The 17234-nt window shown below is 50.5% G+C and carries 15 protein-coding genes; 7 read left to right on the top strand and 8 right to left on the bottom strand.

What is annotated here, in order from left to right; all coding sequences use genetic code 11:
* Positions 1-196 precede the first annotated feature (196 nt).
* Positions 197-3238, top strand: a complete 3042-nt coding sequence (gene gcvP / locus H6G89_RS08415) for an aminomethyl-transferring glycine dehydrogenase (protein ID WP_190504926.1) — start codon at positions 197-199, stop codon at positions 3236-3238.
* Between the two features lie 470 nt (positions 3239-3708).
* Here gcvP and H6G89_RS08410 read toward each other — a convergent pair whose 3' ends face one another.
* From H6G89_RS08410 to acsF, 3 genes are all read right to left on the bottom strand, one after another.
* Entirely contained in the window at positions 3709-4452 is a 744-nt protein-coding gene (locus H6G89_RS08410) for a hypothetical protein (protein WP_199336616.1), read from the bottom strand.
* A gap of 97 nt (positions 4453-4549) precedes the next feature.
* A complete protein-coding gene (locus H6G89_RS08405) occupies positions 4550-4765 on the bottom strand; it encodes a hypothetical protein (RefSeq protein WP_190505530.1) in 216 nt (71 codons plus the stop codon).
* Between the two features lie 163 nt (positions 4766-4928).
* Positions 4929-6005 carry a magnesium-protoporphyrin IX monomethyl ester (oxidative) cyclase gene (gene acsF, locus H6G89_RS08400; RefSeq protein ID WP_190504923.1) on the bottom strand — a complete coding sequence of 359 codons (1077 nt, stop codon included), beginning with the start codon at positions 6003-6005 and terminating at the stop codon, positions 4929-4931.
* Positions 6006-6284: 279 nt separating this feature from the next.
* On the opposite strand from acsF, the gene H6G89_RS08395 reads away from it, so the two are divergent.
* Both H6G89_RS08395 and H6G89_RS08390 read left to right on the top strand, forming a co-directional pair.
* Positions 6285-7307, top strand: coding sequence for a ParM/StbA family protein (locus H6G89_RS08395; RefSeq protein ID WP_190504922.1), 1023 nt, complete (start codon positions 6285-6287; stop codon positions 7305-7307).
* Entirely contained in the window at positions 7289-7564 is a 276-nt protein-coding gene (locus H6G89_RS08390) for a hypothetical protein (protein ID WP_190505528.1), read from the top strand. The genes H6G89_RS08395 and H6G89_RS08390 overlap by 19 nt, the downstream gene beginning before the upstream one ends.
* A gap of 133 nt (positions 7565-7697) precedes the next feature.
* On the opposite strand, the gene H6G89_RS08385 is transcribed toward H6G89_RS08390, so the two are convergent.
* The 3 genes from H6G89_RS08385 to trxA all read right to left on the bottom strand — a co-directional run bounded on the left by H6G89_RS08385 (position 7698) and on the right by trxA (position 8910).
* Positions 7698-8111, bottom strand: a complete 414-nt coding sequence (locus H6G89_RS08385; protein ID WP_242059874.1) for a VOC family protein — start codon at positions 8109-8111, stop codon at positions 7698-7700.
* Positions 8112-8210: 99 nt separating this feature from the next.
* Positions 8211-8360 carry a hypothetical protein gene (locus H6G89_RS08380; protein ID WP_190504918.1) on the bottom strand — a complete coding sequence of 50 codons (150 nt, stop codon included), beginning with the start codon at positions 8358-8360 and terminating at the stop codon, positions 8211-8213.
* A 232-nt stretch (positions 8361-8592) separates the two neighbouring features.
* Complete coding sequence (gene trxA, locus H6G89_RS08375) at positions 8593-8910, bottom strand: thioredoxin (RefSeq protein WP_190504916.1); 318 nt, start codon at positions 8908-8910, stop codon at positions 8593-8595.
* A 112-nt stretch (positions 8911-9022) separates the two neighbouring features.
* On the opposite strand from trxA, the gene fabG reads away from it, so the two are divergent.
* The 4 genes from fabG (at position 9023) to H6G89_RS36365 (ending at position 12739) form a co-directional block, all read left to right on the top strand.
* Entirely contained in the window at positions 9023-9778 is a 756-nt protein-coding gene (fabG, locus tag H6G89_RS08370; RefSeq protein ID WP_190504914.1) for a 3-oxoacyl-[acyl-carrier-protein] reductase, read from the top strand.
* A gap of 58 nt (positions 9779-9836) precedes the next feature.
* Entirely contained in the window at positions 9837-10433 is a 597-nt protein-coding gene (locus tag H6G89_RS08365) for a Uma2 family endonuclease (protein WP_190504913.1), read from the top strand.
* Between the two features lie 709 nt (positions 10434-11142).
* Complete coding sequence (gene aroC, locus H6G89_RS08360; RefSeq protein WP_190504911.1) at positions 11143-12231, top strand: chorismate synthase; 1089 nt, start codon at positions 11143-11145, stop codon at positions 12229-12231.
* 367 nt (positions 12232-12598) lie between these two features.
* Positions 12599-12739: a hypothetical protein gene (locus H6G89_RS36365; RefSeq protein ID WP_339384583.1), complete on the top strand. Its 141-nt coding sequence runs from the start codon at positions 12599-12601 to the stop codon at positions 12737-12739.
* A gap of 63 nt (positions 12740-12802) precedes the next feature.
* Here H6G89_RS36365 and H6G89_RS08350 read toward each other — a convergent pair whose 3' ends face one another.
* Together H6G89_RS08350 and cobJ are read right to left on the bottom strand one after the other, a co-directional pair.
* Complete coding sequence (locus H6G89_RS08350) at positions 12803-14203, bottom strand: sensor histidine kinase (RefSeq protein WP_190504909.1); 1401 nt, start codon at positions 14201-14203, stop codon at positions 12803-12805.
* Between the two features lie 734 nt (positions 14204-14937).
* On the bottom strand, positions 14938-16845 hold the full coding sequence (cobJ, locus tag H6G89_RS08345) for a precorrin-3B C(17)-methyltransferase (protein WP_190504908.1): 1908 nt from the start codon (positions 16843-16845) through the stop codon (positions 14938-14940).
* Between the last annotated feature and the right edge of the window lie 389 nt (positions 16846-17234).

Genomic DNA, 17234 nt, shown 5'->3' with positions numbered 1-17234 from the left:
TAATCCTCTGTAAGGAGAGTAAGGGAGTACTCTATCCCTCCATTACCCCATCACTCCTCTATCCCATCACCTCATCCCCTTAAAGAGAAGCGAGCCTGTCTAAAGGGCTACTGACCATTTGTTGCAAAATATTGCAAAATAGTCAGAACGAGTACGCTTCTCTTTTTTGGTTTAACGTTCCGTTATAGAACTTGCTATGTCATCAGATCTCTCTGCTTACCCACACCATTCGTCTGATTATCACGGTGGTGCTCAAGGCTCAACTGTTGCTGAATCAACGGTTAGTACTGCATCCACTCAAACTCCGCTCGTGGCTCGGCGATCGCCCACATCGTCTGTTGCCAGCGACCTTGCCCCTCAAGACGATTTTCAACGTCGTCACATCGGACCCAGCGAGGGTGATATTCAACAGATGTTGAATGTGTTGGGTTTGACTAACCTGGATGATTTGATTGATAAGGCAGTTCCTCAAGCGATTCGCGTCAAGCAGCCTCTACAACTTGGGAAAGGGCAGAGCGAATACGAGAGCTTAATGGAGTTGAAGGCGATCGCCTCCAAAAACCAGATCTTCCGTTCTTTCATCGGCATGGGCTACGCCAACTGCATCACGCCTCCTGTGATTCAGCGCAACATTCTGGAGAACCCCGGTTGGTATACCCAATACACGCCTTACCAACCCGAAATTTCTCAGGGACGGTTAGAAGCGTTACTCAACTTTCAGACGATGGTGATCGACCTGACCGGGATGGAGATCGCCAACGCCTCCCTGTTAGATGAAGGCACTGCCGCTGCTGAAGCCATGACCATGAGCTTTGGCTTACACAAGGGCAAAGCGACCGCGTTTTGGGTATCCGATGCCTGCCACCCTCAGACGATCGATGTGATCCAAACCCGTGCCGAACCGCTAGGCATTCAAGTCATCATCGGCGACCATCGCACTACCGAATTTGACCAACCCATCTTTGGCGCACTGCTGCAATACCCTGCCACCGATGGGGCAATTTATGACTACAAAGCCTTCATCGATCGCGCCCATGCTGCTGGGGCACTCGTCACCGTTGCTGCCGATCTGCTCAGTCTGACCCTGCTCACCCCTCCCGGTGAGTTTGGCGCAGATATCGTCGTGGGCAACACGCAACGCTTTGGCGTACCGCTTGGCTACGGTGGACCTCATGCCGCTTACTTTGCCACCAAGTTGGACTACAAACGACAAATTCCCGGACGGTTGGTCGGCGTCTCCAAAGACACGGCAGGGCATCCCGCTCTGCGCTTAGCATTGCAAACCCGCGAACAACATATCCGCCGCGAAACTGCCACGAGCAACATCTGTACCGCTCAAGTTCTGTTAGCGGTGATGGCAGGGATGTATGCTGTCTACCATGGACCCACAGGCTTAAAGCGCATTGCTACCCGCATTCATCAGTTGACCACGCTGTTGGCAGAAGGCTTGCAACGCTTGGGCTACACGCTGGGAACAGATGCTTACTTCGACACACTGCGGGTTGATGTGGGCGATCGCCAGACGGAGATTTTGAACCGAGCGATCGCGCAGCAAATTAACCTGCGTCCTCTGGGTACAAGTGCGATCGGCATCTCACTAGATGAAACCACTCGCCCTCAAGATGTGCTCGATCTGCTCAACCTGTTCGTCGGTGGCTACACCAACGGTGGCTCAGCGACCTCTCGCTTGCCCTTTACCCTGGATGATTTAGCCACTGCATCCGAGAAGCTGCCTGCATCCCTGACGCGCACAACTCCCTATCTCACCCATCCAGTATTCAACACCTACCAGTCAGAAACGGAGTTGCTGCGATATATTCATCGCTTGCAGGCGAAGGATCTCTCCCTGACAACGGCAATGATTCCGCTGGGTTCCTGCACGATGAAGCTCAACGCCACCTCGGAGATGGTGCCGGTTACCTGGGCAGAATTCACCCAAATTCACCCCTTTGCTCCGCTGGAGCAAGCGCAGGGCTACCAGATTCTGTTCCAGCAGTTAGAGGCTTGGCTGGCAGAGATTACCGGATTTGCGGCTATTTCGCTCCAACCTAATGCAGGCTCTCAGGGTGAGTACACCGGGTTGTTAGTGATTCGTCGCTATCACGAACAGCGGGGCGAAGGACACCGGAATGTCTGCCTGATTCCCCAATCGGCTCATGGTACGAATCCCGCCAGTGCGGTAATGGCGGGGATGAAAGTCGTCGCGGTTGCTTGTGATGACGAAGGCAATATCGATGTCGCTGACCTCAAAGCCAAAGCTGAGAAACACAGCGATCGCCTCTCGGCTTTGATGGTGACTTATCCCTCCACGCATGGGGTGTTTGAAGAAGCCATTCAAGAAATTTGTGCGATCGTCCACGAACACGGTGGGCAAGTCTACATGGATGGAGCAAACCTTAACGCTCAAGTCGGCTTGTGCCGTCCCGGAGATTTTGGTGCGGATGTCTGTCACCTCAACCTCCACAAAACCTTCTGCATTCCTCATGGGGGCGGTGGTCCTGGCATGGGCCCCATCGGCGTTGCAGCGCACCTCGTGCCGTTCCTCCCCGGTCACGTCGTCGTTAACCTGGACGGAGCGACTCCCCAAACCTCCCGCATTGGGGCGGTTTCCTCGGCTCCCTGGGGTAGCGGTTGTATCCTCCCAATCTCCTGGATGTACATCGCGCTGATGGGTACCGAGGGCTTGACCAGAGCCACGCAGGTTGCCATTCTCAACGCCAACTACATCGCCAAACGCCTGGAGGAACACTACCCCATCCTCTACAAGGGCAAAAATGGTTTGGTGGCGCATGAATGTATCCTCGACCTGCGGCAGTTTAAAAAGTCCGTTGGCATTGAGGTCGATGACATCGCCAAGCGATTGATTGACTACGGCTTCCATCCCCCGACCGTATCTTGGCCCGTTGCCGGAACCGTGATGGTGGAACCTACCGAAAGCGAATCGAGACAGGAACTCGATCGCTTCTGTGATGCCATGATTGCGATTCGCAACGAAATTCGGGAAATTGAGGAGGGCAAGGTCGATCGCCAGGATAACCTGCTCAAGAACGCACCCCATACAGCAGCTAACCTCATGGCTGATGAGTGGGATCATCCCTACTCACGTCATCACGCCGCCTATCCCACCCAATGGACACGCGAGAACAAGTTCTGGGCAAGCGTCGGACGGATTGACAATGCCTATGGCGATCGCAATCTGGTGTGCTCTTGCCTACCGATGGATGCCTATGAGGAGTAAGCCGGGGAAAAGGAAGACTGAGGACTGAAAAGCGAGAAGCGGGTCTTTTCTCTCTTCTTTATTCTTTTTTCTCTCTTCTCTCTTCCCTCTCTGGTTTTCCTCATTCCATCTTCTTTTTTCTTTCTTCTTTTGTCCTTTTTGCAAAAGTAAATTTACTGACTTTTTCTTCCAATCTTTAATGTGAGAAAGCTTGAAATTCAGTAGATTTCGTCAGGCTTCTAAGCCCTCTGACAGATGACAATGAGATCACTTCTGGAGAACGCATTCAAATGAACTGACGACTAGGGGGCAATTAAGTCGTTTAGTTCTTTGATTAGGAAAGCGTTTTTACAGGTACGGTTGCCTGACCTTGGGGGCTTATAGGGTCAGGCAATTTTTTTTGCTTTTTTGTGTAGGGCTAAAGCATTCGGAAACATATTTGTAGTGGTGTTGCAAAACCTATTTACCAAATGCTTCGCCCCTGTCCTGCATTAAAACATCCATTCCAAACCAATCCCAAAACGGCTATCTTTGTCCTCTGCGGCGTTTTGCCGCTGAATATCGGTCGAAACTCGCAGATTGCGCGTGACGGCATAGCCAAACGAAAGAGTCGTTAACCCAACTTCACTCTCACCCCCTGGATCAACCCAGCTTTGACTCAAAGAGACATCTGCGGCTCCAGTCCGAGAGAGTGCCAGCATCAACCGCAACCCAACATTAACCCCTTCAGTCGTATACTCATCGGTTTCTAGATGGCGATAGCCTACCAGAGGAGCAACATTAATCGAACTGCCCAGAGGTCGCACGTAATACCGCAAGTCACCTCCATAGGATTGGCGATCGCCCTCCAAAGCTCGTTGATACTCACCACTAACGGTTAAACCTGTACGCCCCAAAAACACATCTTCAACCCCAACATAGACTCCGCCATCCGGTTCTGTAGAAGGCAACTCGGTATAGCCCAATCGGACTCGTGTGCGAAAGGCAGGATCGTGACGCATTTGCGATCGCACATCGGGCACTTCCTCTAGCCAGCGTTGCAGCACTGGGCTATCTTCGATCACCTCTGGCGCAATATCGAGGGGTTCAACTGTCGGAGCAGGGGAGGGATTGGGAGCAGCCTGAGCCAGGTCAGTCGCAGAGTCTGAAACACCCACCGCTTCTAGCTCTGGAACTGGAGTGGCATTGGCGATCGCCCCAAAGCTTAACCCAAATGCTGCTACACCAAAACCCACTAACCCAGATCTGCGATTTTTTAAAGAAGTCGCAGATCGAGTCTCAAGCTTTATCATGGGCACTTTCAATCTCCAATCCCGCATTCTTCACGCCTCTCTACCACAACATATAACCTACGCTCACAAGGACGTAGCATTCGACAAATATGTTTTGTGACTTGCTCAATAGCAACTGCCCAAATATCACGGCTCTATGCATTAACTCATCCAGCCACTGACCACTGACCATTAACCATTGATCATTAACCATTGACCATTGACCATTAACCATTGACCATTGACCATTAACCACTGACCACTGACCATTAACCATTAACCATTAACCATTAACCATTAACCACTGACCATTAACCATTGACCATTAACCATTGACCATTAACCACTGACCATTAACCATTGACCATCAACCACTGACCACACAAAAAAGCGGCTCTGCCATACACAGAACCGCCACACCTGAGGGGTGGATAGGTATATTAACGAGCTTTGCCTTGAGTCGTGGCAGCTTCGATTGGCTTCATGAAGTAAAGCCGAACCAGATTAGCACCGATCGACGCAATTGAGGGCAACTTCTGGAAGAACTGAACGAATTTAGGTGCTTTAGACTCAGAAATCGCCGCCAGTTTTTGGTTAGCCTCTGCCGAGCGATCCAACAATCTGAAGAAGTCAGGGTGATCGACATTGAGAATCACCGGGAAGACCTTCGCTGACGTTTCGTTGGTCTTACGAATCACGTGGATGTCGTACTCCCGCGCATCTAGACCCAACGACGCATAGAAGCCCGATCGCTGCAAGTCGTTCAGATACATTGTGGCAAACACCGACAACAGGAAGAAGCGACTCCACAGCTTCGCTTTCCAGTCATTCAAAAACTGAGGCTGCGCCTGCATGATGGCATCGAAGAAGTCACCATGGCGGTTTTCGTCCTGACACCAGTTCTCAAAGAACCGGAAGATAGGGTAGACGCGATTTTCGGGGTGAGATTCGAGGTGGCGATAGATGGTGATGTAACGCCAGTACCCAATCTTCTCAGAAAGATAAGTCGCGTAGAAAATAAACTTCGGCTTGAAGAAGGTGTAGCTGCGGCTCTTGGTTAAGAAGCCCAAGTCCAAAGACAAGTTGAAATCGGACAGAGCTTTGTTTAGGAAGCCTGCATGACGAGCTTCATCGCGCGACATGAGGTTAAAGCACTCTGCCAGCAAAGGGCTTTTGTCTTTGAGACGACGACCCAACTCCTTGTAAAGCAGAAATCCAGAGAACTCTGCTGTACAAGAACGCTCTAAAAATTCAACAAAGAGGCGTCGAGTTTCACCATCGATGTGATCCCAGGATTGTTGGAACTCGTCATCTCGAACGAAGTGATGACGGTTATAGTCGGCGCGAAACTCTTCTAAAATCGCCCGCAGTTCATCTTCATTCACCGAGATGTCCATTTGCGCCATCTCGTCGAAATCCGTTGTGTAGAAACGGGGAGTCAGAATTGTTTCTTTCGCCGGGACTTTAACTCCCGGTTGCATTTCTTCAAAATTAGGCTTTTTGAGGGAATCTACCATTGCAGTTCTTATGCGTTTCTACGTCTGCTGTTAAATTGGCGTTGCCAGCACAGTTGCATTGCTACTTGTGCAAAGGCGATCGCACCGTCTTCTTCGTCATCAAGTCTACCAATCTCTAGAGCGTAGGAATACGTCAGCGTGTTAAGAGTTGCAACACAGCGTCAGTTTTCGTAACAAATCAAAATGTTTTCGCACCTCTTCTCTAGACAGAATTTGGATGTTATAGTACAAGGGTACTAGTGGGGACAAACTTGTACAAACGTATCCAAAGGGAGCGATATGACTACAGCTACCAGACAACGAAGACCTAGTAAAGACTCTAGCATTAGTTCAGCGACAACTCGCGTGTTAGCCCTGGATGCAGGCAACTACGACCTCAAGTTTTACGATGGCACAGGGCATCCTAAAGCAATTCGCTCGGTGCGCTATCAACTACCTCAAGGACGCGATCCCGTTCGCTACACCGATGCATCTCCCTTAATTGAGCTACCCGACGGCACTCGCTATCACTTTGGTGCTCAGGCTTATAAATACAGACGCCAACAACAAACGGTTATTGAAAATAAAGTGGAGTTGTCTCGCTTACACCTCTACGCTTGCCTAGAACCCTGGAATGGCTCGACCGAGTTTGCCATGCACCTCTACGCCAGCACCCCAGAACCCAACAAAAACGACGAAGCAATCCGCAAGCAACTGTTGGGAATGCACGAATTCAAACGCAATGACATCGATTATCGCGTCATGGTCGAACGGGTTGAGGTCGAGCGAGAAGGCATGGGTGCCTACCGTTATGCCAAACAGATGGGACTGATTCCCGATGGTGGCTACACGATTGTCATTGATATCGGTGGTGGCACCTGGCTAACTCGCTTAGTCGATGCAGAAGGCGAAGTGATTGATGAAAACGTGATGGATCGGGGCGGTGCTTACGAATTAGCCACTTCCATCAGCTTTGACAAACGCCTCACCAATGCTTTGGGAACCACCGCTGACCCCAGTCTGGTGATGGATGGCTTCCGGGTGGAGCATACCTACGCTGACACAGGGATTTCCTGGAGTGGCTGGTTGGATGAGCACCTCGAACCCTGGTTCAAAGGCATCTTCCAAACGGTAAAAGCACAATACACCCCCTACATGGCACGAGTGACCCGATTCTTGGTGACAGGGGGCAGCACTCACCTGATCTCTGAACGGTTAGCAGGTCGCAAGCTATTTGCGGTGATGGGTGATCCTCAATTCGCCAACGTGCGTGGTTTGTTTCTTCTTTCGACGGATGTACAGCTATGTATGACAACAAAGTAAGGCTCAGCCAGGATGTAATCGAAAAAGCCGAGCAAATCGCCGCTGAGTGGGGCTTAAAGAATGCCCGTGCCGCTGTGGAAGCCGTGTTTCGCCGCTATTCCGATGAGTACCTGCATGGGCGCGATCGCTTTGACGAGAATCCCTCTCGTTTTCCCGGTACTGGGGCGATTGTCCAGCACGTCCAAACCACAGCCCAACAGTGGACACAGAATGGGTGCGAAGCCCTTGATGCCCTAGATGATCTGCTGGCGATGTAGAAAAATGGGTTTTAGGAGAGACGCGATTAATCGCATTCCTCCTAAAGATTACTAGCTATGTAAAGGGTCTGACTTAGATCCGGGGACGCGATTAATCGCGTCCCCCTCAATTGCTGTTTGTTGGGGGTCACAGCTATGGGTCACAGCGAATCTCAACTAGTAAGCCGTCTGGGTCGTAGAAGTAAATTCCTCGACCTGTCGGACGACTCACAGGTCCGTGATCGAGCGGAATCTGATTCGCCCGAATCACCTCAACAGCTTGATCAAATAGGTGCGGCTCAATATCAAATGCCAGATGACTCATCCGGGTAAAACTTTGCTCCGGATCGGGATGAGGCGGCTCTAAGTCGGGCTTCCAAAATAGATCAATCACCGTTCCGTCAGGAGTCACAAAGTTGGCTGCTTCGCCTGCCTCAAACAAGGCTTTAAGCGTCTCTGGTACTTCATCACCTTGTAACTCTCTCAATCCCAAAACAGTTCCATAAAAATAACGGGATGCTTGCAGGTCTTTCACATTCAACGCAATGTGGTGGACGCAGCGCAGCATTCCCGTTGAGAGGAGTGGTTGAGTTTGTTGGCCGTGTGAAGGGAAGCTAACCATAGCACAAAGATTGACTGGGTTAGCTATCAGAATAGCGTAGCCACTCTAATCTTCGTAATCCCGCTTTTTCAGGGATGCAATCATCTGTCGTTTAACTTCTTTTGCCCACATATCAAAGTTGAAATTGTCGTTGTTGATGGGCGTGGTGTTATCTGAGGAGGTGTTTTGTTGGCTCTGTCTTGAATTCGTTTGCATTGTCGGAGATCGGGTAGATAGAGATTTAAGTTGAAAGATTTAAGCTGAGTGTGAATCTAGAACAACCCAAACCGTAGCATAAGCTACAGAATCATAAAGGTAATTCTATCGCTCTGCCTATATTCCTTGGGTTAAATTTTGACGAGGCTTCTATTAAAGTTCCCTAAGGATAGGCTTTACTACACTCAGAGCTAAATCAATTTGCGATCGCCCACCATCCACCCCCACAAGCCTAAACCAACGCCTGCAAGTGTTGAATCAATTGGTCAGCTTGCAGTACCCCTTCAATGCGATCGACGGGTTGACCCTGCTTAAACAAAACCAACGTCGGTAGGGCGTACACCTGATACTGAGTCGCCAGGTCGGGATAGTTATCCGTGTTAATCTTCACGACCCGGAGTCTATCCTTCAGTTGGGCATTCACTTGCTCCAAAATCTTTGCCATCAGTTGGCAGGGTCCACACCAGGGAGCATAAAAGTCAATCAGCAGAGGCATATCCGATTCTGCAATCATTTCTTGAAAGCTGCCGTACTCTTTTTTGACTGCCATAGCACTAGAGGGTTAAAGGACTGTAGCTCGATCCTAGTGCAAATTTTTCGGTTCAACTGGGGTGCCACAAATGGCTTAATATTATCTAGCGATCGCCCAAGGATATTAAGGTATGACAGCATCTCAGAGGTTAACTGGACAAGTCGCGCTGGTAACAGGCGCATCACGCGGTATTGGTCGAGCTACGGCTCTGGCTCTCGCCGCTGAAGGAGCTAATGTCGTGGTTAACTACGCTAGCTCCAGCACTGCTGCCGATGAGGTTGTGAGCGAAATTACAGGACAGGGCGGACAGGCGATCGCTCTTAAAGCCGATGTGTCTCAAGGGGAACAGGTAGACGGCTTGTTTGCCGCTGTGATGCAGAAATGGGGACGAGTCGATATTCTTGTGAACAATGCTGGCATCACCCGCGACACGCTGTTACTGCGCATGAAGGATGAGGATTGGCAATCGGTGATTAACCTTAACCTGACTGGCGTATTCCTCTGCACTCGCTCGGCTAGCAAAATTATGCTGAAGCAAAAGTCTGGACGGATTGTCAATATCACCTCGGTTGTGGGGCTAATGGGCAACCCCGGTCAGGCAAACTATGCAGCGGCTAAAGCCGGAGTGCTGGGGCTGACCAAAACCACTGCGAAGGAACTGTCAAGCCGAGGCATCACGGTGAATGCGGTCGCCCCCGGTTTCATTGCCACCGATATGACCCATGACCTCAAAGTTGGTGACGAAATCCTCAAAATGATTCCGTTGGGTCGCTATGGGCAAGCTGAAGAAGTGGCTGGGTTGATTCGCTTTTTAGCCGCTGACCCTGCTGCCGCTTACATCACGGGGCAAGTCATCAATATTGATGGCGGCATGGTGATGGCGTAATCCGTGCAAAATTGTCCACAATTAAATATCGATCGCTTGATGCAGAGGGCTTCAGCGTATGGTGAGCAGTTCCCTATCGGTCAAAGTGCCCCACGGTCTAACAGTGACGGAGGAACAATTCCGTCAATTTGTTGCGGCAAATCCTGATCTACGGATGGAACGTACTGCCCAAGGAAAGTTAATCGTTATGTCACCGACTGGAAGCGAAGGCGGCAATCGAAATGCCGAACTGACAACCGATTTCGGTATTTGGAACCGTCAGACTCAGCTTGGTAAGGTCTTTGACTCCTCTACTGGGTTCCGCTTACCCAATGGAGCAACGCGATCGCTTGATGTCTCCTGGGTCAAACAAGAACGCTGGAATGCGCTCACACCTGAACAACGTAGAGGATTTGCGCCGCTCTGCCCAGATTTCGTTCTGGAGCTACTCTCTGAAACCGATGATATTGATGAGACTCGCGCCAAAATGCAAGAATATCTCGACAATGGCTGTCGTTTAGGTTGGTTGATTGACCCCAAAACTAAAACAGTCGAGATTTACCGACCCAACCAGGCAGTAGAGGCGATCGCGCAATTTCCCAATACTCTGTCTGGAGAATCAGTACTCCCTGGATTTGAGCTTTCACTTCAAACGATTTTTGCTGACGCTGAATAACGCTCACCGGACGCAGATACTTGTGCGATCTCACGATAGCTTATTCGGGCGTTGCTGATTGAGGATATGAAATCGCGAGCAAGATGCTCGCACTCCCTTGTGATGATCCCGATAGAGTGAGCGTCTCGCTCACGTTGGGAATTTACGTATCATTTGTCATTTCAGCAACGCCGCTTATTCGTTCTGTATGCAGCGTGATTGCTAGACCATGCTTACTGGTCTCTAGCACAGAGGTGTTAGGAAGCCCTGGATCGAAACAACTCCACAACCTGCATGTTTGAAAGTTCACTTCCTTCCCAAACCCTTACATCGAAAGAGTTAGCTGAAGCGGCAAGTTCATAAAAAAGTCGTTTTTCAACAGGGCTTAACCCTCCTTCAATATAGGCTAATGTGATGAATAACGACCCTGGGAGAAACCCATCTCTGCTTTCCTAAATTAACTTGTTTAATTGCGGTCTTAATTACTAATAAGGCGGAGTCAAAATTTCCAATCAACAATCGTTCAGTTGTAAAAGGTTCATCAGCCTGTAACTCCACTACTGTTTGTCCTTCTAACTGTTTAGCCCACACCTTATTTACTTCGATTTGCCAACCTTTCTATGGAGGATGAGGAAGTGGGAGGACACGATTGTTTCCTCTGCTTCGCTGTTTCCCAAAGGGGTAATCGCCCCCGATAATAGATCAACAGCGACGTAGCAGAACAAAGCGCATGGGTAGTACATTTGGGCATTTATTTCGAGTAACCACCTTTGGTGAATCCCACGGCGGTGGGGTGGGTGTTGTGATTGACGGCTGCCCACCGCGATTAGAGATTTCTCTTGACGAGATTCAGTTTGAACTTGATCGCCGTCGTCCGGGGCAGAGCAAAATCACCACCCCCCGCAAAGAAGAAGACAAGTGCGAGATTCTCTCTGGTATCTTTGAGGGCAAAACGTTGGGAACGCCGATCGCCCTTCTGGTTCGCAATAAGGATGCGCGATCGCAGGACTACGACGAGATGGCACAAAAATATCGCCCCTCTCACGCAGATGCGACTTACGATGCCAAGTATGGCATTCGCAACTGGCAGGGGGGCGGGCGTTCCTCGGCACGGGAGACGATTGGACGAGTTGCAGCAGGGGCGATCGCCAAAAAGATTCTCAAGCAGGTCGCAGGTGTTGAGATTATCGGCTATGTTAAGCGCATCAAAGATTTAGAAGGCGTCGTTGACCCCAACATCGTCACTCTGGAGCAGGTTGAGAGCAATATTGTGCGCTGCCCCGATGCGGAGTGTGCCGATCGCATGATTGAGCTAATTGAACAAATTGGGCGATCGGGCGATTCGGTCGGAGGTGTGGTGGAATGTGTTGCGCGATCGGTTCCAAAAGGTTTGGGTGAACCCGTGTTTGACAAGTTAGAGGCAGATCTGGCGAAAGGAGTGATGTCTCTTCCGGCGAGCAAAGGCTTTGAGATTGGCTCTGGTTTTGCCGGAACGCTAATGACCGGAATTGAGCACAACGATGAGTTTTACATTGATGAGCAGGGTGAGATCCGCACTGTGACCAACCGTTCTGGCGGGATTCAGGGCGGCATTTCTAACGGTGAGAACATTATTTTGCGGGTAGCCTTCAAACCCACGGCTACGATTCGTAAGGAGCAACGCACCGTCACCAAAGAAGGGGAAGAAACCGTTCTGGCAGCCAAAGGGCGACATGATCCCTGCGTTCTACCACGGGCTGTCCCGATGGTGGAATCGATGGTGGCACTCGTACTGTGCGATCACCTGCTGCGCCATCATGGGCAGTGTGAGTTGTTTTAGACGAAAGGATGAAAAGGAAAGGATAACCGATAAAGGATAGGAATAGAGCTATTTCAGGTTGCAAAGGGTGTGTCCTGAATCTTGTGTCAAGATGGGCTTTGCTTTCGCTCAACCTCGCCCGCGACTAAAGTGCGGGTTAATGGGTGAAGTCTGCTAAAGCAAACTAGGAGAGGTTTTCAGTCCACTTCAACTACCCGATGTAGTGTCGGGTGGAGCGATCTCACGGGCGACCTTTGCTGGCAAAAAGGCATTGTTAGTCATGCTCATCTGTCGCCACTGTCCGTTCGCTAAACAGGTTCAAGACCAATTGGCAAAACTGGGGTAGGACTATGCCAGTCAATCGGTTGGGTATGACGAGAGCCAAACTGTGGCTAAAGCGTATACCGTCGCCTGCACCCCTGATTTCTTTGTGTTGGATGGCGATCGCCGCTTAGCGTATCGCGGGCAATTGGACAGCAGTCGCCTCAGCAACCATGAGTCTGTCGCGGGCAAGACCTGCGAGAGGTGATCGATGCAGTTCTGGCAGATCAACCGCTTTCTCCGGATCAAAAAACCAGTATCGGGTGCAACATCAAATGGAAGGTGGGAAATGCGCCGAGCTATTTTGGTTAATGAGAAGGCGATCGCTACTCTTAGAGACTAATGGCAAAGTAAACCAGAAATTTGCTCCGGCATTGGGCGCACTCGTAACCCCAATTCGCCCACCATGAGCGGTGATGATCTGCTTGCAAAGGTGCAGCCCCAAACCCAAACCAGGTAAATAGCGGGCGCGACGACCTTTGACGTAGAGGTCAAATAACTGACGCGATTGCTGAAAGGTCATGCCAACACCGTTGTCCTGGACTGAACAGCGAAGGGACTTGCCGTCTACTCTGGCATCGAGGGTGAGTTGAATGCCTGGAGGGTTGTGCTTAATGGCGTTGGAGATCAAATTATTGAAGACTCGCGCAATTTGTACCGGGTCAACCTGAATCGCTGGCAAATCGTCTCGAATTTTGTTTGTCAGGGTCACTTCATTCTTCGTGAGCAGGGGTTCCATTTCAGCCAGGGTATTCTGTAGCAACTGATTGAGCTGAACGGCTTCACGTTGTAGCAAAAAGCTGTGTACCTCACAGGAGTGAGCTTCTAACAGGGAGTTCAACAAACTCATCTGGCGATCGCTGCCCTGCAACATCCGTTCCAGCATGTAACGATTGACTGTGATTCGCTCATCAGGTGTTTTGAGCAAGCTTTGCAAGACCATAGATGCTCCCATCACAGGCGTTCTCAAATCGTGGGTCACCGTATTGAGAAACACCTGCAACTCCCGTTGAGACTCAAACTCAGTCCGTTGCAACCGCTCATACAGAAAAACCGCTAAATCACAAATTAAGCAGAACCAGAATAGGTATAAAAATATTGATGAACTATAGATCGGGTCGCCTTCAACAGTTGTGGTAAGACCCAACAAAGGATACACAGTGAGGTAGTAGGCGATCGCTCCCACTTGTGACACCAGATGCAACCACCACCGCACCGGGATCAACGTTGCTTGGGTCAAAAAAACGAGTGACCAACTCAAGACCTCAGGACAGGGATAGCCCCACAGGGTCATGATGATCTGAGGCACGAGAGTAATCGACCATGACAAGCTCAAGAAGATGACATTGGGATGACGCTTACCCCATCGAGTTCTAAGCAACACCAAGCAGCTTAGCAACGACACCGCCATTACCCCATTGACCAGTGGAAACAAGCGTTTGAATTCCTGGGGCAAATCCGCCATCTCTTGCATGGGATAGACGGCATCGTAAATATCTCGAACAATAAAAGTTAACAGACAAATGAACGCAAGCCACAAACACAACTTGAGGCGATCGCGCAAAAATCGAAGTTTCCACGCTCGGTAATCTGCTGATTCAAAAGGGGGCTTTAACTGTTCAAATCGGCTCAGGCAATATTGAATTCCAAGATTAGCCTTTTGCCACACCATATCCGTTTCCCTCGCTAGTGCCACAAAACATATTTCCCAGTATCAAACGGTTCCTGATTGGATTGGCACTACCAGCAGCACGCTCTAGACGCTTCGGTATATTTCCAATCAATTACTCTTACGGTAGGACAGACTACAATTGCCTACCTTCCTCCATCTGACTCACTTTCGCGTCACCCAATGAGGTGAAGAGAAATAAAGAAGAGGAGAAAAAAGAAGAATGAAAGGGAATATGCGTGGGGAGTAGGGGAGTGAAAGAAGAGAGTTTTAGTCCATTTCGATGGACTTTGCCAGTTAGCCCGCACTTTAGTCGCGGACGGATGGAAAGGGTGATAGACACACTTTAATTGACATCAATTGACATACCCCCAAAAATTCTGGACATACACCTGATTGACTGACAAAAGTTCTGAAACCCTTGATATTCCCTGCTGTGGCTGGCGAATGGAATTCGCGCCTATCCGATCGAAGTCCACCAGCGTGGACTGGATGCATCCAGGTTTTCTGTAACCCGCGTCGGTGGGTTTTGCTCTTATAGCGTTCGACTGAGCTCACGCCGAAGTCTGCGCTTTCAATCGCCAAGCATCAAAGATTTGTCAGGCAGTCAGGACATACCCTCATTTTGATTAGAAATGTAATTCCTGAGTGCCATCGCTCCAGTTATTTTCCCCTCTTACTCCCCCCTCTCTTATCCTTAATCATTCATCCTTTTATGCCTCTTCTTTCTTCTTTTTTCACTCTTCTCTCTTCCCCAAATACCCCCTCGGTGTAATCATCCAGTTGGCATGGGCACGGGTACTCTGATTGCCAATCAGGACGGTCGTCAGCATATCGATCGGTGTATCCAGTAGCTTCTCTAACGTCGTAAGCTGAATCTGTTCATCAGGGCGGTATGCCGACCGGACGATCGCCACAGGCGTCTGGGGATCGCGGTGTTGCAGGAAGATCTGTTGCGCGATCGCGATTTGTTGGGTGCGGGTTTGTGACCGTGGGTTGTAGAGGGCTGTAACGAAATCAGCGGCAGCAGCGGCTGTGAGCCGTTTTTCAATGACATCCCAGGGAGTCAACAAATCACTCAGGCTAATCGCACAGAAGTCATGCATTAAGGGCGTACCTACACGAGAAGCAGCCGCTTGCAGAGCCGTGATTCCTGGAAATACCTGAATTTCAGGGGTTTGACCATCCCAACCCTTGGCCTGCAATTCTTCGAGAACCAGCCCTGCCATGCCATAGATCCCGGAGTCACCCGATGACACAACCGCAACCGTGAGTCCCCATTGCGCCAGTGCGATCGCCCGTTGTGCCCGTTGCCGTTCTTGAGTGATAGGCAGAGCTTCGATGATTTGCCCAGGGCGGAGCAGCGGACGAATCAGATCAATGTACAAACCATAGCCAATCACCGCATCAGCTTGAGAAACAGCCGTTTGAGCCGCTGGAGTCATTTGATCCAGTTGTCCGGGGCCAGTGCCAATCAGCCACAGCTTGCCGGAGTGACCAATGAATTCCTGCTCAGCCTGAGCGATCGCCACGGTGACGGCTCCCGGTTCTCCCTCCAGGCGAGCCACCTTTTTCGGTACTCGCAACATGACATCATCCTCACTCAAGGCTTGAGCCGCTAACAAAGCTGCCGCTTCAGCAACGCTGGGGGTGCCAACCTCTGCTTCAACCACAGCGGATGGATTCGGCACTTTGACCTCCCGCAGTGCCTCTGCTGAGTAGCATTTGAGGGGAACCTGGCGATCGCGACACCACGCCACCAGACCCACTTCATCCGCTTTGAGGTCAATGGTTGCTACCCCAGCGATCGCCCCTTCTGCCAGATGGTTGCTTTGTAAAACTTGTCGAATTGCCGTATCAATCACTGTTTGAGACGTTCCCCGCTCACATCCAACACCGATCCACAACACACGGGGGTGCCACTGCACTCGTGGCATATTGGACTCCGGAGCAAATCGCCGCTGGATGGCACTAATCCACACACGGGCTTTTGGCTCTGTTAACACTTCTTTGACCGTGGCATTGAACTCTGGAAAGCCAAACTGAAAAGGGTGATCAGCGGGCAAATGAGCTTGCCATAGCGTTGAGCCTGCCTCCTGAATCACCTGAACAGGCTCTCGTCGGGCGATCGCCGCACTAACCCCCGTCCAATCCCCGTTGCCCTGTTGCCATCCAAAGGGCACTCCCAAGACATCGATTCCCGATAGACCCAGTTCATGGGAACCCCCTGTTAACACAGGAGCTATCCCCAAATGCAGGGCGATCGCCCTCGTCAAGCGATCGGCTCCAGCTTGATGCCCACCGCACAAACTAATCGCATGCTCAGCATCCACCACGACCACCGCTGGGTCAGTGGCTTTGTCCTGCAACAACGGCGCAACCAACCGCACCACAGCCCCTGTCGCCAGACTAAACACAAAGCTACGGTGTTCACCCCAAAGGGCAGCTAAGTGCTCTCGCAGGGAACCTGAATAAAACTTGACTTGCAGCGAATCGGTTGGCAGATCGGCAAGTTGAGGAGCGATCGCCTCAGGCACCCACAACACGGCATCTGCGGATTGGCAGAAGGATGCGAGAACCCTGGCACCGCTTGGAGTAGTGGCGATCGCGGCAATCGGCTGAAAGGATTGGAATAACAATGACAATATAAAACGTGACAACTTAGAACAGAATTCATTATCGATTTAAGTTGCACCTTTGACACGTTCTGTAGGTTGCAATCGTTAAATGGTCAATGGTCAATGGTTAGTGGTCAATGGTCAATGGTTAGTGGTCAATGGTCAATGGTTAATGGTTAGTGGCTAGTGGTTGGTGGCTAGTGGTTAGTGGTCAATGGTCAATGGTTAATGGTTAGTGGCTAGTGGTTGGTGGCTAGTGGTTAGTGGTCAATGGTCAATGGTTAGTGGTCAATGGTCAATGGTTAATGGTTAGTGGCTAGTGGTTGGTGGTCAGTGGTCAATGGCTCCTTGCTACTAGCCCAGCACCAGTGCATCGGCGGACTTCGCTCTGGTAGCCGCGAATTCATTCGCCAGGC

The organism is Oscillatoria sp. FACHB-1407, from assembly GCF_014697545.1.
Taxonomy (GTDB): Bacteria; Cyanobacteriota; Cyanobacteriia; order Elainellales; family Elainellaceae; genus FACHB-1407.
This window is presented reverse-complemented; position numbering and strand designations above follow the sequence as displayed.